Below are 23,678 nucleotides of genomic sequence, written 5' to 3' on the forward strand. Positions count from 1 at the left end.
ATGGAAGCGAACTCTCCCGCCAGGATCACCACGATCGCGGACCTGTTCATCGACCAGGTGCGCCGGACCCCGCAGGCGCCGGCCGTCGTCGCGCCCGGCGTGCGGCTGACGTACGCGGAACTCGGCGCCCGCGTCTTCCAGCTGGCGCAGCACCTGCACAGGCAGGGGCTGCGCCCGGAGGAGGTCGTCGCCGTCTCGACACCGCGCTCCGCCGAGATGGTCGTCTCCGTCCTGGCGATCATGGTGGCGGGCGGCGCGTTCGTGCCCGTCGACCCGGCCTGGCCGCCGGCGCGCCGCCGCCAGGTCAGCGCCGAGGCGGGGGCGGCCCGCACGCTGGGCGTGCGGGAGGTGGATCTGGGCTCCTGGGGGTACGCCCACGAGCCCGCCGAGCCGCCGCCCGTGTCCGTCCAGGGCGGCCGGCTGGCGTACGTGATGTTCACCTCCGGCTCGACCGGCACCCCCAAGGGCGCCATGATCCGCCACGAGGCGATCAGCCACCGCCTGTTCTGGCAGGTGGAGGAGATCCTCGGCTTCGGTCCTGGCGACGCGTCCCTGTTCAAGGCGCCGCTGTCGTTCGACATCTCCGTCAACGAGATCCTGCTGCCGCTCGTGTCCGGCGGCTACGTGGTGATCGCGGAGCCCGGCGGCGAACGCGACCCCCAGTACCTGCTGGACCTGATCGCCCGCGAGGGCGTGACGTTCGTCTACCTCGTGTCGTCGATGCTCGACGTCCTGCTCGAGATGGCCCGCGGGACCTCGCTGCTGTCCGGGCTGAAGCACGTCTGGTGCGGTGGCGAGGTGCTCACCCCGGAGCTGTTCGACCGCTTCCGCGGCCAGCTCTCGACGACCCTTTACCACGGGTACGGCCCGGCCGAGGCCACCATCGGCGTCTCACACGTCATCTACCGCGACACCGCCGAGCGCATCGCGACCTCCATCGGCCGCCCGAATCCGCACACGCGGCTGTACGTGCTCGACGAACGCCTGGAACAGGTGCCCCCGGGCACGGCCGGCGAGCTGTACGCCGCCGGGTTCCTGCTCGGCCGCGGCTACATCAACGCGCCCGCGCTCACCAGCGGCCGGTTCGTCGCCGACCCGTTCGCCGCGGACGGCTCCCGGATGTACCGGACCGGCGACCTCGCCAGGCAGGCCCCCGACGGCTCGCTGGAGTTCGTCGGCCGCGCCGACCACCAGGTGAAGATCCGCGGCATGCGGCTGGAGCTGGAGGAGGTCGAGGCCGCGCTCGCCACCCACCCGGACGTGCGGCAGGCCGCCGTCGTGGTGAGCGAGAACGGGCGGCGGCTCGTCGGGTACGCGAGGTCGAACGACGCCGTCCCGGCCGCCGAGCTGCGTGACTGGTGTGCCGGCCGGCTGCCGGCGTACATGGTGCCGGACGCGTACGTCGTCCTCGACCGCTTCCCCGTCACCGCCAACGGGAAGGTGGACCGGCAGGCACTGCCCCGGCCGGCCGAACCCGCGGCCGGCACGCGCGCGCCCCGCACCGAGCGCGAGCGCGTCCTGTGTGAGGTCTTCGCGCAGGTCCTGGGTGTGGCCGAGGTGGGGGCCGAGGACGACTTCTTCGCCCTGGGCGGCGACAGCATCGTCGCGATCGGCGTGGTCAGGCAGGCGCGGCGTGCCGGGCTCGCGGTACGCCCGCGCGACCTGTTCGCCCACCCCACCCCGGCCGCTCTGGCGGCCACGCTCACCGGCGTCGGCACCGCCTCGCCGCCCCCGGTGAGCGGGGTCGGCGAGGTGCCGCCGACGCCGATCACCGAGTGGCTCCAGGACCTCGGGCCGTCGATGGACGGCTTCTTCCAGTCGATGACCGTACGCACGCCCGCCGGGCTGACCGGCGACCAGCTGGAGAGCATGATCGACGCGGTGCTCGCCGCCCACGACCTGCTGCGGGCGCGGACGACCGGCGCCGGCCGCTGGACGCTCACGGTGCGGCCACCGGGGCAGCCCAGGGCCGCCGAGGTGATCACCCGCGTCGAGACCGCGGCCGACCTGGAACGGCAGGTCGCCGCCGCCCCCGGACGGCTCGACCCGGCCGGCGGGCGCATGCTCGACCTCGTGTGGCTCGACGCCGGAGCGCGCGCCCAGGGGCGGCTCGCGATCGTGGTCCACCACGTGGTCGTGGACGGCGTGTCGCTGCGCATCCTCCTGGAGGACCTCGCCCAGGCCTGGCAGGCGGCGCGGGCGGGCCGTCCCGTCGAACTGCCCCAGGCGCCCACCTCGTTCCGGCAGTGGGCGACCCGGCTGCGGGAGTGCGACTTCAGCGCCGGCGAGGACCACTGGCGGCGTACCGCGGCGGCGCCCGACCCGATGATCGGCGAGCGGCCGCTCGATCCGCGGCGCGACGTGGTCGCCACGGAGCGGTCGCTCACGGTCGAGATCCCCGCCGCGATCGCCGGCCGCCTGCTCGGCCCGGTCCCCGCCGCCGTCCACGGCGGGGTGAACGACGTGCTGGTCGCCGCCGCGGCGCGCGCCCTGGTCCGCTGGCGCGGCTCCGGCCCGGCCGTGCTGCTGGAACTGGAGGGGCACGGGCGGGAGGAGGAGGCCGCCGGCGACGCCGACCTGTCGCGTACCTTCGGCTGGTTCACCACCCTGTTCCCCGCCGTGATCGACCCCGGCTCCGGGACGCCGGGCGAGGCGGTCAAGGCGGTCAAGGAACAGCTCCGCCAGGTACCGCAACGCGGGCTCGGCTACGGGGCGCTGCGCTACCTCGGGGACGGGCCGCGCCCTGACCTGGCCGTGGCGCCGCAGGTGCTCGTCCACTATCTCGGCCGCTTCGGCACCCCAGCCGGCGACCGGCCCCCCGGCCGCGCCGGCGACCCGCCCTTCGACCGTTCCCTCGACCGGGCCTCTGATCGCGCCGGCGACCGGTCCTCCGAGCGGCCTTCCGGTCGCGCCGGCGACTGGTCCGGTGATCCTGCCTCCGCTCGGGCCGAGGAGAGCGCCGGCGATCGGACCGGTGACTGGGCGCCTGCTGGTGGCGGCGAGATCGTGGTCGAGCGGCGCGATCCGCGCATGCCGCTGCCGCGCGTACTCGAGATCAACTCCGTCGCCGTCGACACGGCCGGCGGGCCGGTCCTGGCGACCACGTTCAGCTGGCCGGCGGGCGTGCTCGACGCCGGCCGCGTACGGGAGCTGGCCGCCCTGTGGACGCAGACCCTCACCGACATCGCCACCAGCGACACGGTCACCGGGCACACCCCGTCCGACTTCCCGCTCGTCCAGCTGGAACAGGCCGACGTGACCACCATCGAGGCGGACACGCCAGGGCTGCAGGACGTGCTGCCGCTCTCGCCGCTGCAGACCGGCCTGTACTTCCACGCCACCCTCGACCCCGGCAGCGATCCGTACGTCGTCCAGCAGGTCATCGAGCTCACCGGGCCGATGGACGGCGAGCGCCTGCGCACCGCGGCCGAACGCCTGCTCGGCCGCCACCCCAACCTGCGCGCGGCCTTCCGCACCACCGGCGACGGGCAGGTGGTGTCGGTGATCGCGGGCCGTGCACAGGTGCCGTGGCGCAGCGAGGACCTCAGCGACGTCGACCTCGCCCAGCCCCTCCTGGAGGAGATCGCCGCGGCCGAGCGGTCGGCGCCGTTCGACCTCGCCCGGCCGCCGGCCATGCGATTCGCGCTGGTGAAGCTCGGGCCGCGGCGGCACGCCCTCGTCCACACCGTGCACCACATCCTGGCCGACGGCTGGTCGGTGCCGCTGCTCCTGCGCGACCTGCTGGCCCTCTACGAGGACAGGCCGCTGCCCGAGCCGCCGCCCTACCGGGAGTTCCTGAGGATGCTCGCGGCGCAGGACACCGACACCGCGATCGAGGCGTGGGCCGAGGCCCTGTCCGGCGTTCGGGAACCGACCATGCTGGCCCGCGCGCTGGCCGGCGCGCAGACCGACGCGCAGGCCGTCCCGCAGGCCGGCATGGCGGCTGAGGCGTTCGGCGGGCCCAGTGGCCGGACCAGTGGCCAGACCGGTGGCCGGACCGGTGGCGGGTCCGGGGGTGGCGGGTTCGGCCGGGTCCGGCGGGAGCTGCCGGGCGATCTCGGCGACCGCCTGCGGGCATGGGCGCAGGGAAACGGGCTCACCGCCGGCTCGGTGCTCGCCGCGACCTGGGGGATCCTCGTCGGGCGGCTGACCGGGCGCGACGACGTGACGTTCGGCTCGGCCGTGTCGGGCCGCGCGTCTTCCGAACCGGCGGGCATCGACGCGATGGTCGGGCTGCTGATCAACACCGTGCCGGCGAGGGTACGCTGGCAGCCGGCCGACCCGCTGGCCGAGGTGCTGCGCCGCTTCGCGCGTACGCAACGCGAGGTGATGGAGCACGAGCACGTCCCGCTGGCCGCGCTGCACCGCCGGCTGGGCGTGACCGAGTTGTTCGACACCCTGGTGGTCGTCGAGAACCACCCGGAGCCCTCCGCAGAGCAGGGCGACCTCGCGATCGCCGGGATCGACACGATCGAGGCGCCCCACTATCCGGTGACGCTGATGGCCAAGCCCGGCGACCGGATCGTGCTCACGCTGACCCACGACCGGCGGCTGGTCTCCGCGACCTCGGCCGACCTGCTGATCGGGCAGTACGAGAGGCTGCTTGCCGCCCTCGCCGACGACGCCACGCTGACGTGCGGCCAGGTGGAGCTGGTGTCCGGCGAGCAGCGCCGGCACCTGCTGGCCGCCGCAACCGGAACCACCGCGGCAGTCCTGACCGCAGCCGATGCCGATGCCGACGCCGGGACCGGCGCCGGGGCTGCGGGCGGTGGCGCCTCCGTGCTGGACCTGTTCGCCCGCCAGGTCGCGCAGCATCCCGCGCGCGCCGCCGTCATGTCCGCAGGGGTCACGCTCACCTACGCCGAGCTGGACGACCGGGCCCGGCGGGTGTGCGGCACGCTGGCCGCGGCCGGCGTACGGCGCGGCGACATCGTCGCGGTGGCGACGAGCCGTTCGGCGGACATGGCGGCGGCCCTGCTCGGCGTCATGCGGGCCGGGGCCGCCTACCTGCCCGTCGACCCCGGCTACCCGGCGGCCAGGATCGAGTTCATGCTCGGCGACGCGCGTCCGGCCTGCCTGCTCACCGACGAGGCGAACGCCAGGACGCTGCCCCCGCACGACCTGCCCTCCTTCACCGTCCGGGCCGCCGCCGCGGGCCAGGCCGCGGCGGGCACGCCCGTGACGCCGCCGGACGCGGTCTCCGTCGTCTACACCTCCGGCTCGACCGGCCGGCCGAAGGCGGTGGTGGGCACCCACGGAGCGCTCGCCAACCGGCTCGCCTGGGCGGCGGCCGCCTGGGATGCGCGTGTGCGGCTGGCCAAGAGCTCGCTGAGCTTCATCGACGGTACGACCGAGCTGCTCGGCGGGCTGGTCGCCGGGGCGACGACGGTCATCGCCGGCGACGGTGAGGCCACCGACGGGGCGGCGCTGGCCCGGCTCGTGGAGCGGTCGGGGGCGACCCAGCTGCTCGCCGTACCGAGCCTGGCCGCGGCGCTCGCCGACACGGCGCCCGAGCGGCTCGCCGCGCTCAACCGCTGGATCTGCAGCGGCGAACCGCTCGGCCGGGCCTGCGTACGCTCCCTGCGCCGGGCGTCGCCCGAGGCCAGGATCGTCAACTCCTACGGCTCGTCCGAGGTCGCGGGGGACGTGCTCCAGGGCGAGGTGGACCCGGGAGAGCCGGTGACGCTGGGCAGGCCGGTGCCGGGCACGCGGCTCTACCTGCTCGACTCCGCGCTCCAGCTCGTGCCGCCCGGCGCGCCCGGCGAGATCTACGTCGGCGGCGCGCAGCTCGCCCGCGGCTACCTGGGCCGGTCGGGGACGACCGCGGACCGGTTCGTGGCGGACCCGTTCGGCGACGGCGCCCGCCTCTACCGGACGGGAGACCTCGGCCGCTGGACGCCTGACGGGCGGGTCGAGTTCCTCGGCCGGGCGGACGACCAGGTGAAGATCAACGGTTACCGGGTCGAGCCGGGCGAGCTCGAAGCCGCGCTGATGCGCCGCGCCGGGGTCTGCGACGCGGCGGTCGCGGTCCGGGGAGGCGCGCTGCACGCGTACGTGGTGGCCGCGCCGGGCGAGGAGCTGGACCCCCAAGGGCTGCGCGCCCTGCTCCGCGCCGACCTGCCGCACTACCTGCTGCCCGCGACGGTGACGGTGCTGGACCGGCTGCCCGTGCTGCCCAACGGCAAGCGCGACCGCCGCGCGCTGCCCGACCCGGAACCCGGCGTCAGGGGCGGGCCGCCGCGGACCGCCGACGAGGCGATGATCTGCGCCCGCGCCGGCGCCCTGCTCGGCGTCGACGGTCTCGGCGTGCACGACGACTTCTTCACCGTCGGCGGCGACAGCATCCTCGCCATCCGCCTCGTCAGCCTGCTCGCCAGGGACGGCGTCGAGCTCACCACCGGGGACGTGTTCCGCCTGCGCACGCCCGCCGCCCTCGCCGCGTCCCTGCGGGAGGCGGAGCCGCCGGCCGAGGAGGGCGCGGAGGGCGAGCTCTGGCCGCTGTCGCCGCTCCAGCAGGGCGTCTACTACCAGGCGACCTTCGCCGACAGCACCAGCACCTACATCGCGCAGAACGTCTTCGACTTCGACCGGCGCGTCGACGTCCGCGCCATGACGGAGGCCTTCGCGGCGCTGCTGCGCCGCCACCCCACCCTGCGCGCGGGGTTCGCCGCCGACGGTGGCGCGCAGCTCGTCGCCGCGGACGTGCCCGCCGAGGTACGGGTCGTCGACCTGACGGAGCAGGACGGCCGGCTCGACGCGGTGACGCGGGCCGACCGGGAGGAGCCGTTCGACCTGGCCCGGCCGCCCCTGGTGAGGCTGACCGTCGTACGCCTGCGGGACGGGCGCGACCGGCTCCTGCTGACCTCGCACTTCCTGTTGTGGGACGGCTGGTCGCGCGAGCTGGTCCTGCGCGAGTTGTTCGCGCTCTACGGCTCGGGCGGCACGCGCGCCGCGCTCCCTCCGGCGGAGAGCACGTTCGCCGACTACCTCGCCTGGATCGGCACGCGCGACCGCGACGCCTCCGCGGCCGCCTGGCGGGCGGCCCTGTCGGGAGTCGACGGGCCGACCGTCCTGGCGCCGGAGGCCGCCGGCCGGGAACCGGTGCCGTCCGAACGCGTCCTCGCCGCGCTGCCCGCCGAGGTCACCACGCGGCTGGGCGAGCAGGCGGCCCGCGGCGGCGTCACGCTCAACGCGCTGCTGACCGCCGCGCTCGGCATCCTGCTCGGCTACGAGTCCGGCCGCCAGGACGTGGTGTTCGGCACGACCGTGGCCGGCCGCCCGGCCGAGCTGCCCGGCATCGAGAACGTGATCGGCCTGTTCCTCAACACGGTCCCCGCCAGGGTCGCGCCCTCGCCCGGCGCCACCGTGCTCGACCTGGCCCGCCGCGCCCAGGACGACCGCGTCGACCTGGCGCCGCACGAATACCTCGGCCTCGGCGACATCCACCGCGCGTGCGGCCAGGAGCAGCTGTTCGACACGCTGTACGTGCTGCAGAACTTCCTGACCGACACCACGTTCACCGACCTGGAACGCGAGCACGGCATCGTCGGCGTGGACTACACCGACAGCACCCACTACCCGTTCACCTGGGTGCTCACCCCCGGCGCCAACCTGCGGATCAAGCTGGAGTACCGGCCCGACGTGCCCGAGCGCGACGCCCGGCGGATGGTGCGCCGGTTCACCCGGCTGCTGGCGACCCTGGCCGACGGCCTCGCCGTGCCGGTCGGCGCGCTCGACCTGATGCTCGACGAGGAGCGCGACGAGCTGGCCCGGCAGTGGGCGGCGGCCGAGCATCCGATCGGCACGGCGACGATCGCCGACCTGCTGGCCGAGCGGGCCCGCGCGTGCCCCGACGACGTGGCCCTCGTCTTCGGGGAGCGGCGACTGACCTACGCCGAGCTGGACGGCCGGATCAACCAGTGCGCCCGGCTGCTGCGCTCGCAGGGCGCGGGCCCCGGCGGGATCGTCGCGCTCGGGCTGCCCCGCGGCGTCGATATGGTCGTCTCGCTCTTCGGCGTCCTGCGCGCCGGCGCCGCCTACCTGCCGCTGGAGCTCGACCATCCGCTCGACCGGCTGGCCGCCATGCTCGACGACGCCCGGCCCGTCCTCCTGGTCTGCGCCGACCCGGGCTCGGCGCTGGCCGAGCACCAGCGGCGGCTCGGCGGGCGGTGCGTGCTCCCGGACCTGGACGGCTTCGCGGCCGGCCCGCTCACCGTGGACGTGCCGGGCGACCTGCCCGCCTACGTCATCTACACCTCCGGATCCACCGGCCGGCCCAAGGGAGTGGTGACGCCCTATCGCGGGCTGACCAACATGCAGCTCAACCACCGGGCCGAGATCTTCGGCCCGGTCGCGCGCCGGACCGGGCGGCAGCGGCTGCGCATCGCGCACACCGTGTCGTTCTCGTTCGACATGTCGTGGGAGGAGCTGCTGTGGCTGGTCGAGGGCCACGAGGTGCACATCTGCGACGAGGAGCTGCGCAGGGACGCCACCGCGCTCGTCGCGTACTGCCAGGCCAACGGGATCGACGTCGTCAACGTTACCCCGACGTACGCCCACCTGCTGTTCGAGGAGGGCCTGCTCGACGGCGGGCACGCCCCGTGCCTGGTGCTGCTCGGCGGCGAGGCCGTCAGCGAGAGCGTCTGGGAGCGGCTGAGCGAGCCGGACGGCCCCGAGGGATACAACCTGTACGGGCCCACCGAGTACACGATCAACACGCTCGGCGCGGGCACCCGCGACAGCGCCACCCCGACCGTGGGCCGTCCCATCTGGAACACCCGCGCGTACGTGCTGGACGGGTGGCTCCGCCCCGTGCCCGCGGGCGTGATCGGCGAGCTCCACGTGGCGGGCGCCGGCCTGGCGCACGGATACCTGCACGCCCCCGGGCAGACGGCCGCCCGCTTCGTCGCCGACCCGTTCGTGCCCGGCGGGCGCATGTACCGCACCGGCGACCTCGTACGCCGGCGCGAGGACGGCAACCTCGACTTCCTCGGCCGCGTCGACGACCAGGTGAAGATCCGCGGGTACCGGGTCGAGCTGGGCGAGGTCGAATCGGCGCTGTCGGCCCACCCGCGGGTGCGCCAGGCCGCCGTGGTCGCCCGCCCCGATCCCGCGGTGCCGGGGCTGAGGAAGCTGGTCGCGTACGTGATCCCGGCGCCCGGGGGCGCCCGCGACGAGCTCGCCGCCGCCCTGCGCGCGGCGCTGGCCGAGCGGCTGCCCGGCTACATGGTCCCCGCCCTGTACGGGGTGGTGGACGAGCTGCCGCTCACCGTCAACGGCAAGCTCGACGTGGCGGCGCTCCCCGAGCCCGTCGCGCCCGGCGGCGGCGCGCGGCAGGCGCCGCGCGGCGAGCGGGAACAGATCCTGGCGGCCATCTACGCCGAGGTCCTCGGCCTGGCCGAGGTCGGCGCCGACGACGACTTCTTCGCCATCGGCGGTGACAGCATCTCCTCGATCGCGGTGACGGGCCGGGCGCGCAGGGCGGGCATGAACCTCACCCCGCGCGACGTCTTCCGCCGCCGCACCGTGCGGGCGCTGGCCGCCGCCCTCCCGCACCCGCCGCCGGGGGAGGCGCGCGATCCCGGCGTGCCCGCGACCGGGGTCGTGCCGCTCACCCCGATGCTCGCCGAGACGATGCTGGCCCGCACGCCGTTGGAGCGCTTCTACCAGTCGATGGTCCTGCCGGTCCCCGCCGGCCTCGGCGCACGGCAGGTGGAACGGGCGGTACGGGCGCTCTGCGTCCGCCACGACCTGCTGCGGGCCAGGCTGGACCGCGACGGCGACACGTGGACGTTGTCGGTGCCGCCGCCGGAGGGGTTCGACGCGTCCGCGCTCTGCACGCGGCAGGAAGCACCCCGCACCGGGGAGGACGCCGGAGAGGACGCAGGGGAGGACGCCGAGGAGGTGGCCGGGCGGCTGGACCCGGAGCGCGGGATCATGCTGCAGGCGGTCTGGTCCGACGCCGGCCCCAACCCCGGTCACCTGCTGCTGGTCGTCCACCACCTGGTCATCGACGGCGTCTCCTGGCGCGTGATCGCCGACGACCTCGCCCGCGCCTGGGCCGACCTGGCGGCCGGCCGCCACCCCGCGCCGGACCCGGTGCCGACGTCCTTCCGCGCCTGGGCGTCGGCGATCCAGGACGCGCGTCCCTCCTTCCGGGACGAGGCCGGATACTGGCGCGACGTCCTGGCCACCGACGATCCGCCGCTGGGCGCCCGCCCGCTGGACCCCGCGGTCGACACGGCCGCCACCGTCCGGTCGCTGACCGTGTCCCTGCCCGTGGAGACGAGCGCGGCCCTGCTGGGAGCCGTGCCCGCCGCGATGCACGGCGGCGTCGACGACGTGCTGCTGACGGGCTTCGCCGTCGCGCTCGCCCGGTGGCGGCGCGTGCACGGGCGCGGCGACGGCTCCGCCGTGCTCCTCAGCCTCGAAGGCCACGGCCGCGACGGCGACCTCGCCGGCGGCGCCGACCTGTCGCGAACCGTGGGCTGGTTCACCGCCATCCACCCCGTACGCCTCGATCCCGGGCCGCTGAGCTGGGACGAGGTCACCGCGGCCGGCCCGGCGCTGGCCAGGGCCGCCAGGGCCGTCAAGGAGCAGCTGCGCGCGGTGCCGCGCAAGGGGTTCGGCCACGGTGTCCTGCGCCACCTCGACGGGCTCGATCTCCCGCAGCCGCCGCAGATCCTCTTCAACTACCTGGGCCGTTTCGCCGGCGGCGGCGAGACCCTGCGCGAGGGCGTCCACCCGGACAACCCCGCGATGGGGCTGGAGGTCAACGCCCTGGCCCAGGACGGACCGGACGGGCCCTCGTTCTCGGCCACGCTGTCCTGGCCGTCCGGCCTCATGGCGGACGGCGAGGTCGCCGACCTGGCCGGGTTGTGGCTGGCCGCGCTGACCGCCCTGACCCGCTGCGGCGACCTGGCCGGGCACACCCCGTCGGACTTCCCTCTGGTCGCGCTCACGCAGGAGGACGTCGACCGGTTCGCCGGCGCCCGCGACGTCCTGCCGCTGCTGCCGCTCCAGGAGGGCATGTACTTCCACGCGTCCTTCGGCGCCGGCCACACCGACACCTACGTGGTGCAGCAGGTGGCCGAGCTGTCCGGCCCGGTCGACCCGGCGGCGCTGCGCCGGGCGGTGACCGCGACGGTGCACCGCCACGACGCCCTGCGGGCGAGCTTCCAGGAGCTGGCCGACGGCCGGGTGGTCCAGGTGGTCGCCGGCACGGTCGAGGTGCCGTGGCGCACGGCCGACCTGAGAGGGCTGGACGCGGACGAGGCGCGCGAACGGCTGGCCGAGCTGGCCGCCGCCGAGCTGGCCGAGCCGTTCGACCTGGCGGCCGCGCCGCTGCTGCGCTACGCGCTGGTCTCGCTCGGCGACACCGACCACCGGCTCGTGGAGACCATGCACCACATCATCGCCGACGGCTGGTCGTACCCGCTGGTCTTCGGCGACGTCGTCGAGGCCTACGAGCGCGGCGCCGCGCTGCCCGCGCCCGTGGTGACGTTCCGCGATCACGTGGAGGCGGTGGCCGGGCTGGACCGGGCCGCCGCCCGCGAGGCGTGGGCCGCCGCGCTGGCCGGGGTCGGCTCCGGGACGCGCCTGTTCCCGGCCACGTACGCGGTGTCCAGGCACGCGAGCGTCCACCGCGAGCTGCCCGCCGGCCCGGTCGCCGCCGCGGCCCGCGAGCGGGGCGTGACGGTGAGCACCCTCGTGCACGCGGCGTGGGGCCTGCTGCTGGGCCGGCTGCTCGGGCGGGACGACGTGGTCTTCGGCTCCACGGTGTCCGGCCGCGGCGGGCGGCTGCCCGGCGTCGAGACCATCGTCGGCCTGCTGATCAACACCATCCCCGTGCCGATGTCCTGGCGGCCTGACGAGACCCTGGGGGAGATCGTCCACCGCCTGCACGGGCAGCAGGGCGACCTGCTCGACGCCCAGCACGTCGGCCTCGCCGAGCTGGCCCGGCTCGCGGGCGTCCGCGAGCTCTTCGACACCATGGTCGTGGTGGAGAACTTCCCCGCCGCGCGCGCGGGCGAGCGGTCCGGCCTGGCGCTGCGCGGCTTCACCGGCACGGACTCGCCGCACTACCCGGTCTCGCTGGTCGCCTTCCCCGGCGAGCGGCTCGCCCTGGAGATCAAGTACGACGTGGAGCTGGTCGGGGAGGAACGCGCCAGGACCCTGCTCGACCTCGTCACCCGGGTGCTCGACCAGCTCGTCACGGCCCCGGACACGCCTGTCTCGCGGCTGGCCCTGCTCACCGGCGCCGAACACGAGGCCGCCCCGTCCCGGCCCTCCGCTGCGCCGGCCGCCTCCTCGGCCGCCTCCTCGGCCGCCGGGGCGCCCGCGGGGACGCTGGCCGGCGCGTACGCCGCCGCCAGGCCCGAGCCCGCCGCGACCGCCGTGACCTGGCGCGACACCTCGCTCACCCACGCCGAGCTGGACGCCGCCGCCACGAGGCTGGCCCGGGTCCTGGCCGCCAGGGGAGTGGGGCCCGAGACGCGGGTCGCCGTGGCGCTGCCGCGTTCGGCCGGCCTCGTCGTCGCGTTGCTGGCCGTCGTCAAGGCGGGCGGCTGCTACGTGCCGCTGGACCTGGACGCCCCGGCCGCCCGGCTGGCCTTCATCCTGGACGACGCCGCGCCGGCGTGCCTGCTGACCGAGCCCGCCACGCTGGCGGAGCTGCCCGGGACCGGCGTGCCGATCGTGCTGCTGGACGACCAGCCGGACGACCGTGACGCCGCCCCTCTCATCCCGGCAGGGACGGACAACACGGCGTACGTCATCTACACCTCCGGCTCGACGGGGACGCCCAAGGGCGTCGAGGTGACGCACCGTAACGTGCTGTCGTTGTTCGCCGCGGCCGGCGAGCTGTTCGACTTCGGGGACGCCGACGTGTGGACGATGTTCCACTCCGCCGCGTTCGACTTCTCGGTGTGGGAGCTGTGGGGCGCGCTGCTGCACGGCGGGCGGCTGGTCGTCGTCGACCGGGAGGTGGCCCGCGACCCGCGGCGGTTCCTCGGCCTGCTGGAGCGCGAGCGGGTGACCGTGCTCAACCAGACCCCGTCGGCGTTCCACCCGCTGGCGGAGGCGGCGCAGGGCGAGCTCGCCCTCCGGTACGTCGTCTTCGGCGGGGAGGCGCTGGACCCCTCCCGCCTGGCGTCGTGGCAGCGCCGCCACCCGGCCGCCCGGCTGGTCAACATGTACGGCATCACCGAGACCTGCGTGCACGTCACCTTCAGGGAGCTGACCCAGGACGACACCCGGGGCGAGCCGGCCGGCACCATCGGCGGGCCGCTGCCCGGCCTCGGCGTCCACCTGCTCGACCGCTACCTGCAGCCGGTTTCGCCGGGGGTGACGGGCGAGGTGTACGTGGCCGGCGACCAGCTGGCCCGCGGCTACCTCGGCCGCCCGTCGCTGACCGCCGCCCGCTTCGTGGCCGACCCGTCCACCCCCGGCGGCCGCCTCTACCGCAGCGGCGACCTCGCACGCCGGACTCCCGGCGGCGACCTCGTCTACATGGGGCGGGCCGACCAGCAGGTGAAGGTACGCGGCTACCGCATCGAGCTCGGCGAGATCGAGGCCGCGCTGCTGTCGCTGGACGGCGTCGCCGGCGCCGCGGCGGCCGTGCGCGAGGACCGGCAAGGCCGGCGGCGGCTGGTGGCCTACGTGGTCGCCCGGCCGGGCACGCGGATCGACGTGGACGCGGCGCGGTCGCACCTGTCGCGGTCGCTGCCCTCGTACGCGGTCCCGGCGGCCGTCGTCCCGCTGGAGGCGCTGCCGCTCACGGTCAACGGCAAGCTGGACAGGGACGCGCTGGCCGCCGTCCCGCTCACGGCGACCGCCGCCCGTACGCCTGCCCCGGCACCCGCCGCCCGCACCGCGGCCTCCGCGTCGGCGCCGGCCGGCGGGGACGCGGTGGCGGCGCTGTGCGCGCTGTTCGACGAGGTGCTGCAGGTGGACGCGGCCGGCCCCGACGACGACTTCTTCCACCTCGGCGGTGACAGCATCATCGCCATCCAGCTGGTGAACCTCGCCAGGCGCCGGGCGCTGCACCTGTCACCGCAGGACGTGTTCGTCCGCAGGACCCCGGCCGCCCTCGCCCGCGCCCTGGGCTCCGAGGCCGGGCCCGCCGCGCCGGAGAACGCCGCGTCCGACGGCGTCGGCGAGATCATGCTCATGCCGGTCGTGCACCGGCTGGCCGAGCTGGGCGGCACGATCTCCCGGCTCAACCAGGCCGAGCTGCTCCGCACCCCGCCGGGCATGACACGCGAGCAGGTCGCCCGGCTGATCCGCGCGCTCGCCGACCGGCACGACGCGCTCCGCCTGAAGCTCAGCAGGCCCTCGCCGCTGCTGTGGTCGCTGGAGGCCCGTCCGGCCGGCGACCCGCCGGAGCCCGGCGTGCTGGCGGTCGACGCGACCGGGCACGACGACGACGGCCTGCGCGCGCTCATCGCCGCCGAGTCCGACGCCGCCGCCGGCCGGCTCGACCCGGACGCCGGCCGGATGCTCCAGGCGGTGTGGTTCGACCGGGGGCCGCACCGGCAGGGCAGGCTCCTGATCGTCGCCCACCACCTCGCCGTGGACGGGGTGTCCTGGCGCATCCTCGTCGACGACCTGCGGCAGGGGTGGGACGCCGTCGCCGTGGGGGAGCGGCCCGCGCTCGACCCGGCCGGCACCTCCCTGCGCGCCCACGCGCGGGCGCTGACCGAGAACGCCGCCCAGGCGGCCAGGCTGGCGGAGTTCGAGCACTGGGCGGACACGCTGCGCCCGGGCGGCGAGCTCGACCCGGCCGCCCCGGCCGTCGGGCTCACCGTCGGGCTGACCGTCGGGGCCACCCGCGACCACGTGCTCCGCCTGCCGCCCGACGTGACGGAGCCGCTGCTCACCACCGTCCCGGCCGCGCAAGAAGGGGACGTCACCGGGACGCTCGTCGCGGCGCTGCACGCCGCGGTCGCCCGCTGGCGCTCCGCGCGCGGCCTGGACACGGACGCGCCGCTGGTGCTCGACCTGGAACGGCACGGCCGCGCCGGCGACGCGGGCCTGTCCAGGACGGTCGGCTGGTTCACCGCCATCGCCCCCGTACGCCTGCCCGGCGGCCAGGCCACGCCCGGCGAGGTGCGCGAGGCGGTGCGGGCGGCGCCCGACGGAGGGCTCGGGTTCGGGCTGCTGCGGTACTGCAACCCGCGGACCGCCGCCGCGCTCGCCCGGCTCGGCACGCCCCAGCTGCTGTTCAACTACCTCGGCAGGTTCCCCGCCGGGGGGACGCGCGACTGGGACACCGCGCCGGAGGCCGCGGCGCTGCGCGTGGCCCCCGACCCTGACCTGGGGACCCCGTACCTGCTGGAGATCAACGTCGCCTGCCACGACACCCCGGACGGTCCCGAGCTGCACGCGGTGTTCACGTACGCGGAGGGCGGGCTGGGCGCGGACGACGCCCGCCTGCTCGCCGACGGCTGGGGCGCCGCGCTGCGCGACCTGGCCGCGGGCCGTCAGGCCGGGCCGGAGCAGTGGGCGCTGTCGCCGCTGCAGGAGGGGCTGTTCTTCCAGGCGCGCTACGCCGGCGACGCCGACGTGTACGTGGCGCAGAACGCCTTCGACTTCGCCACCCGCCTCGACCTGCCGGCCCTCCGCCTGGCGTACGCGGCCCTCCTCGACCGCCATCCCACGCTGCGTCTCGGCTTCACCGCCGGCGAGGGGCACCGTCCCGTGGCGGTGGTCGGCACCGGCCTCGACGCCGCCGTCGGCGTGGTCGACCTGTCCGCGGACGGCTCCGGGCTGCCCGAGGTGATGGCGGAGGACCGCAGGCGGCCCTTCGACCCGGCCTGCCCGCCGCTGTGCCGCCTGACCGTGGTCCACCTGCCGGGCGGGCGCGACCGCCTGGTCCTCACGTACCACCTGCTGCTGTGGGACGGCTGGTCGCGCGAGCTGGTGCTGCGCGAGCTGTTCGCCCTGTACGACTCCCGCGGCGAGCGCGGCGCCCTCCCCACGGGCGGGGCGACGTTCACCGACTACCTCGCCTGGCTGGACCGCCAGGACGCCGGGGCCGCGGGCAGCGCGTGGGCGCGGGCCCTGGCCGGCGTGGAGCCCACCGTCCTGTTCCCGGCGGCGGCGGGTACCGCCCCCGTGCCGGCGACCAGCCTGTCGGCGCGGCTGACGGAGGAGCAGACCCGGCAGGTCACCGACCGGGCCCGCCGCTGCGGCGTGACGCTCAACGCGATGCTCACCACCGCCCTCGGCATGGTGCTGGCCCACGCGTCGGGCCGCCGCGACGCCGTGTTCGGCACGACGGTCGCCGGGCGGCCGACCGAGCTGGACGGCATCGAGTCGGTGATCGGGGTGTTCCTCAACACCGTGCCGGCCGTGGTCCGGCTCGCCCCCGGCGATCGCGCGCTGGACGTCATGAAGCGGGTCCAGGCCGAGCGCGTGGAGCTGATGCCGTACGAACATCTGGGACTCGGGGACATCCAGCGGGCGGCGGGCCGCGACGCCCTGTTCGACAGCCTCTACGTGCTGCAGAACTTCCTCGACGACGACACCTTCACCGACCTGGAGGAGGCGCACGGCGTCGTCGGCGTGTCCAGCGTGGACGCCACGCACTACCCGCTCACGTGGGTGGTCACCCCCGGCGCGCGGCTCACCCTGCGGCTGGAGTACCGGGGAGACGTCGTGGCGCGGGAGCAGGCGCAGGCCCTGCTGGCCCGGCTGGAGCACGTCCTGCTCCGCCTCACCGCCGACCCCCGGGCGACCGTGGCCGACGTGTCGCTCTTCCCGGCGGGGGAGAGCACCTCCATGGACGGGGTCACCGGGCCCGTCGGCGAGGACACGATCGCCGACCTCCTGGCGGCCCAGGCCGGCAGGACCCCGCACCGGCCCGCGCTCACCTTCGAGGACCGGACCCTGACCTACGCCGAGCTCGACGCGCGGGTGAACCAGATCGCGCGGTCGCTGCTGGCCGGGGGCGCGGCGCCGGAGAAGATCGTCGCGCTCGCGGTGCCCCGCTCCGTCGACATGGTCGCCGCGCTGTTCGCCGTGCTCCGCACCGGGGCGGCGTACCTGCCGCTCGAACTCGACCACCCCGACGAGCGGCTGCTCGCGATGCTGGCCGACGCCGGGCCGGTCCTGCTGGTCACCACGCGGGGGGTGGCGCCCAGGTTCGCCTCCCACCCCGTGGCCGGGCTGCTCCTGGACGACGTGTCGGGGCCCACCGGCCCGGTCGACGTCCCCCGCACGGCGGGACGGCTCGACCATCCCGCGTACGTCATCTACACCTCAGGCTCCACCGGCCGTCCCAAGGGAGTGGTCACGCCGTACCGCGGCCTGACCAACATGCAGCTCAACCACCGCGAGGCGATCTTCACGCCGACGGTCGCGGCGGCCGGCGGCCGGGTCCTCACCATCGCCCACACCGTCTCGTTCTCCTTCGACATGTCGTGGGAGGAGCTGCTGTGGCTGGTCGAGGGCCACCACGTGCACATCTGCGACGAGGAGCTGCGCAGGGACGCCACGGCGCTCGTCGCCTACTGCCACCGCCACCGCGTCGACGTGGTGAACGTGACGCCCACCTACGCCCGGCACCTGCTCGACGAGGGACTCCTCGACGGGCCCCACCGGCCGCCCCTGGTGCTCCTGGGCGGCGAGGCGGTGCCCCAGTCGTTGTGGTCGGAGCTGCGCGAGGCCGAAGGCGTGCACGGCTACAACCTCTACGGACCGACCGAGTACACCATCAACACGCTCGGCGCGGGCACCGCCGACAGCGCCACCACCACGGTCGGGCGGCCGATCCGCAACACCCGCTGCCACGTACTCGACGCCTTCCTCCGCCCGGCTCCCGTCGGGGAGCTCTACATCGCCGGCGCCGGGCTGGCCCGCGGCTACCTCGGCCGCCCCGGGATGAGCGCCGGGAGGTTCGTGGCCGACCCGTTCGTGCCCGGCGGGCGCATGTACCGGACCGGCGACCTGGTCCGCGTCCGCGGCGACGGCAACCTCGACTTCCTCGGCCGCACCGACGACCAGGTCAAGATCCGCGGCCACCGGGTGGAACCGGGCGAGGTGGAGGCGGCCGTCACCGCCCGGCCGGGCGTCCACCAGAGCGCCGTGCTCGCCGTGCCCGACCAGGCGGGGGGCGGCCGGCTGGTGGCCTACCTCGTCCCCGACCGCCCGGTCGACCCCGACGCGCTGGCCGCCGAGGTGCATCGCGAGCTGAGGGCCGCGCTTCCCGGCCACATGGTGCCGGCGGCGTACGCGGTCGTGGACGCGCTGCCGCTCACCGTCAACGGCAAGCTGGACACCGCCGCGCTGCCCCCGCCCCGCGCGCTCGCCTCCAGCTCCCGGCCGCCCGCGGACGAGCGGGAACGGCTGCTGTGCGCGCTGTTCCGCCAGGCCCTCGGCGACGGCGAGGAGGTGCGGCCCGAGGACGACTTCTTCGACAGGGGCGGCCATTCGCTGCTGGCCATCCGGCTGCTCGGCCTCGTCCGGGCCGCGACGGACGCCGACCTGTCGCTGCGCGACCTGTTCGACGCGCGTACCCCCGCCCGGCTCGCCGACCGCCTCGCGGACCGCCTGGCGGAGGTGGCGGCTCTGCCTGCCGGCCTGCCGGCGAGCCCTTCAGGAGGTTCAGCGGCGGGCCTCTCAGCGGGTGCAGCGGCGGGCCTCTCAACGGGTGCATCGGCGGGTCCGGCGGCGGGGAACGCGAGGCCCGCGCTCGTCCGCCGGCCGCGCCCCGACCGCGTGCCGCTGTCGCCCGCGCAGGAGCGGCTCTGGCTGCTCCAGCAGCTGGACCCCGCCTCGACCGCCTACACCTACCCGCTGCTCGTCCGCCTGCGCGGCGGCGTCGACGCCGCCGCGCTGCGGGCGGCGCTCCGTGACGTGGCGGGCAGACACGAGGTCCTGCGCACGGTCATCGACGAGGGGCCCGCCCAGCGGGTGCTGGCCGAGCCCCGCATCGACCTGGCCGTCGTCCGCCGCGCCACGGCCGCTCCGGCGCTCGCCGAAGCGCTCGCCCGCCCCTTCGACCTGGCCGCAGAACCGCCGCTGCGGGCCACCCTGATCGAGGAGCAGGACACCGGCGACACGGTGCTGGCCCTGGTGATGCACCACATCGCGATGGACGAGTGGTCCGACGGCCCGCTGCTGCGGGACCTCGGCGCCGCCTACGCCGCCCGGCTGGCCGGGCACGCCCCCGGCTGGGAGCCGCTGCCCGTGCAGTACGCCGACTACGCGCTCTGGTCGCGGCTCGACCACCGGCACGACGACGACCGCGCCTACTGGGAACGGCGGCTGCGCGGCCTGCCCACCCGCATCACCCTGCCCGCCGACACACCCGTCGACACGCCCGCCGCCCTGCCTGCCGGCCTGCCCGCCACCCTGCCTGCCGGCCTGCCCGGTCACGGGGCCTCGCCGGCCCGCGGCTCCCGGCCTGCCGGGCAGGTGACCGCCGAGCTGCCGCCCGAGCTGGTCAACGCGCTGCGCGGGCTGGGACGGGCCGGGTCGGCCAGCATGTTCATGGTGCTGCACGCGGCGCTCGCCACCCTGCTGTCCCGCCTCGGCGCCGGCACCGACATCCCGATCGGCACCCCCACCTCGGGCCGTGCCGACCCCGCGCTGGGCGACCTCGTCGGCTTCTTCGTCAACACCGTCGTGCTGCGTACGGACCTGTCCGGCTCGCCCACGTTCACCGAGCTGATCCGCCGGGTGCGCGAGAGCGACCTGGCCGCGTTCGAGCACGCGCACCTGCCCTTCCAGCAGGTGGTGGAAGCGGTCAACCCGGCCCGGGCGCAGGGCCGCAACCCGCTGTTCCAGGTGATGCTCGGCTACCTGCACCGGCCGGCCGGCCGCGACACCCTGCTCGGCCTGCCGGTGGGGGAGGCGCCCGCGGTCGCCGCCGATCCCAAGGTGGACCTGAACGTCACCTTCGTCGACGGAGAGCCGTTCGAGGTGATCCTCGAGTACGACGCCGGCCGGTTCCGGCCCGAGACGGCGCGGCGGCTCGTCGAGCGCCTCCTCGTCCTGCTCGGCGAGGTCGCCGCCCGGCCGGACGAGCCGGTCGAGACCGCCGGCGTGCTCGCGGAGCGAGACCGGGCCGACCTGGCCCGGTGGCAGGACGGCGGGCCGCCGCGGGCCGACGGGTCCCTGTGGTACGAACGCTTCTCGGCGCAGGCGCGGCGCACCCCCGACGCGGACGCCTGCGTCTTCGAGGGCGAGACGATGAGCTACGCCGAGCTCGACGCCGCCTCCGACGCCTTCGCCGCCCGGCTCGGCGGCCTCGGCCCCGAGGACCTCGTCGGGATCGCCCTGCCGCGCTCGGCCGGGCTGCTGGTGGCCGTGCTGGGCGTGGCCAAGGCGGGGGCCGCCTACCTCCCCCTCGACCCCGCGTTCCCCGCCGAACGGCTGCGTTTCATGGTGGCCGACGCGCGACCGGCGGCGATCGTGGTGGACGACCGGACCCGCGACCTCTTCCCCGAGGGCATCACGCTCGGCGGCGGGCCCGCGTCCTTCGTTCCGCTGCCGCGCGACCCCCGCTCGGCCGCGTACGTCATCTACACCTCCGGCTCCACCGGCCGCCCGAAGGGCGTGGTCGTGACCCAGCACGACCTGGAGTGTTTCCTCGGCGCCCTCCCGGTGGCCGGGCCGGGCGAGCGGCTGCTCGCCGTGACGACGCTCTCCTTCGACATCTCCGTCCTGGAGCTGATGGGGCCGCTGCAGGCGGGGGGCTGCGTGGTGCTGGCCTCCGGCGCGCAGGTACGCGACCCGAACCTGCTGGCCGGGCTGCTCCGTGCGGAGCGGATCACCGTCATGCAGGCCACGCCGTCGTTGTGGTCCACGTTGTCGCCCGACGTCCATCCGGCCCGCGTCGATCAGCCCGCCGTCGATCTGGGCGGCGTCGACGTGCCCGGTGTCGATGTGCCCGGCGTCGATCTCCGCGGTGTCGACGTGCGCGGCGTCGATCTGGGCGGGGTGCGCGTCCTGGTCGGCGGCGAGGCGCTGCCGCCCGTCCTGGCCCGCGAGCTGACCGCGCGCGCCGCCTCCGTGACCAACGTGTACGGCCCGACCGAGGTGACCGTGTGGGCCACCGCCGCGACCGTCCGCCGGGACGAGCCTCCCACGCTCGGCCGGCCGCTGCCGGGAACGACCGCGTACGTCCTGGATCCGGCGCTGCGCCCGGCACCTCCCGGCGTCGCCGGTGAGCTGTACCTCGGCGGGGCCCAGGTCACCCGCGGTTACCTGCGCCGCCCCGGTCTCACCGCGTCCAGGTTCGTCGCCGACCCCTTCACCGGCGGGCGGATGTACCGTACCGGCGACCTCGCCCGCTGGAACGGCGACGGCGAGCTGGAGTTCCTCGGCCGGGCCGACCAGCAGGTCAAGGTGCGCGGTTTCCGCATCGAGCCGGGCGAGGTCGAGGCGGTCGCGGCGACCTGCCCGGGCGTGTCGCGGGTCGCGGTCGCCGCCCGGCGGGACCGGCTCGTCGCGTACGTCACCGCCCCCGCTCCCGCGCTGCGCGACCATCTCGCGCGGCGGCTGCCCTCCTGGATGGTGCCCGCCGCGGTCGTCGTCCTCGACGCGTTGCCGCTCACCCCGAACGGCAAGGTGGACCGCGCGGCCCTGCCCGAGGTGGACGTCGCGCCGGCGGCCACCCGGGCCGAGCCGCGCACGCGTACCGAGGAGGCCGTCTGCGCCGTCCTGGCGGAGGTGCTGGGCGTCGGCCCGGCCGGCTCAGTCGGCGTCGACGACGACTTCTTCGCCCTCGGCGGCCACTCACTCCTGCTCGTGCGCCTGGCGGCCGCCCTGCGCGCCCGGCTGGGCGCGGACATCCCGGTCGCGGAGCTGTTCGCCGCTCCCACCGCGGCCGCCCTGGCCAGGCGGATCAGCGGCGGCGTTGCCACGTCCGACGCCATGGCGGAACTGCTGACCCTGCGGCCGGGCGACGGCACCCGGCCGCCGCTGTTCTGCTTCCCGCCCGCCAGTGGGCTGAGCTGGCCGTTCGCCCCGCTCAAGCGCCACCTGCCGGAGGGCGTCCCCCTGTACGGCCTGCAGTCGCCCCGCCTGAGCCGCGAGAGCGGCCTGCCCGCGACCATGGACGAGCTCGCAGCGGAGTACGCCGGCCTCATCGCCGGGGTGGCCACGGACGGGCCGGTCGCCCTGCTGGGGTGGTCGTTCGGCGGCGCGGTCGCGCACAAGGTGGCGGTGCGGCTGGCGGCCGAGGGCCGCGACATCCACCTCCTCGGCATGCTCGACACGCCGGTGGAGGTGCCGGGGGTCGCGGGGGACGTCGCCGCGCTGCTGGCCGAGATGGGGTACCGGGTGCCGGACGAGCGCATGTCCGCCGCGGACGCCGTCGCCTTCCTGCGCGGCATGGGCGACGGCGTCGCGGTGCTGGAGGACGAGCAGATCGAGCGGGTCGTGGAGAGCTATCTGGCCGGGGACCGCATGATGGAGCGGGCCACGTACGACGTCTACCCCGGCGACGTGCTCTTCGTCGACGCGACCGTGCCCGAGCAGGGGTTCGCCGGCGCGGCCTCGGAGCGGTGGAGGCCGTACGTGGCGGGGGAGCTGCGCGTGGTCGCGGTGGGGTGCCGGCATTCCGAGCTGCTGGACGCCGGCACCCTGGAGATCCTCGGGCCGCTGCTGGCCCGCCTCATGTGACGGCGGACAGGTCCTTGACCGGGGTCGAGGGGTCCATGTCGACGGCGTTCGCGAGCTGCGGCACGAGCACGTCGAGCGCGTAGAGCAGCGCGTCCGGCCCGCTGTAGGACAGCGCGCCGCCGAGCGGGGTGGAGAAGTCCGTGTAGATCGTGCGGTCGGTCTTGACCACCTTCAGGCGGGAGAAGACCGGCGACTCCAGCATCGTGGCCTTGGTCGCGCCGTTGACGAACAGCACGTCCCTGTCGAGCAGGTCGAGCCGCTCCTCGCTGATCTCCTCCGACTCGCTCTGGGCGGCGAAGCCGAGCGCGTCGAACAGCGCGCGGCGGGGGTCGCGGGCCGGGATCAGCCAGTGCTGCCCGTTCTCCGGCCCGAAGTCCACCACGAGGACCTTCCCGGCGAACTCGGGATGCGCCTGCTTCGCCTCGGCGATCTTCGCGTTGACCTTGTCGACGAGCGCCTGCGCCTCGGCGGACCTGCCCAGCGCCTTGCCCGTGGTGAGCGTCTGGACGTCCCACGGCGTCTGCTCGTCGGCGTGGTCGCCCGACTGGATCACCGTGGGCGCGATCTGGGAGAGCTTGTCGTACGTCTCCTTGTTGACGGTCTCGTAGATGGCGATGATGAGGTCGGGCCGCTGCTTGATGATGGCCTCGAAGTTCAGCTCCGCCGAGAACGTGGACAGCTGCCTGCCGCCCAGCGCCGCCTTGACCCACGGGAAGCTCGTGTACTCGTCGAACCACGCGCGCGTGCTGACCGGCACCACGCCCAGCGCGAGCGCGAAGTCCTGATCGTTCCAACCGACGGTGACGACCCGGGACGGCCTGGCCTCGATCGTGGTGCTGCCGAACTTGTGGTCGATGGTGACCGGGAAGGCGGGATCGGCGGGCGCGGCGGCCCGCGGCGCCCCGGCCTGCGTTCCCGCCGAGCAGGAGATCAGCGAAGCCGCCAGGAGAAGGCCTGACATGGTGCTGATCAAGGCTCGCCGGAGCGCGCGGAAACTGATCATCTGTGGTCCTTCTTGGCCAGGTGATGGGATGGAACTTAGGATA

Annotated in this window: 2 protein-coding genes; one reads left to right on the forward strand and one right to left on the reverse strand. The window is 75.6% G+C overall.

Translation table 11 applies throughout. The features are described from left to right. The gene (locus ABGB14_RS07670) at positions 1 to 22,632 is read left to right on the forward strand and encodes a non-ribosomal peptide synthase/polyketide synthase (RefSeq protein ID WP_347642818.1); all 22,632 of its coding nucleotides are present in this window, start codon (positions 1 to 3) and stop codon (positions 22,630 to 22,632) included. Here ABGB14_RS07670 and ABGB14_RS07675 read toward each other — a convergent pair. Beyond that, positions 22,625 to 23,593 (reverse strand): ABC transporter substrate-binding protein, encoded by a 969-nt coding sequence (locus ABGB14_RS07675; RefSeq protein ID WP_347642819.1) that lies wholly within the window; start codon positions 23,591 to 23,593, stop codon positions 22,625 to 22,627. The two genes, ABGB14_RS07670 and ABGB14_RS07675, sit on opposite strands and share 8 nt — an antisense overlap. Positions 23,594 to 23,678 lie beyond the last annotated feature (85 nt).

The organism is Nonomuraea sp. B10E15 (assembly GCF_039871615.1).
In the GTDB taxonomy this organism is placed as follows: Bacteria; Actinomycetota; Actinomycetes; order Streptosporangiales; family Streptosporangiaceae; genus Nonomuraea.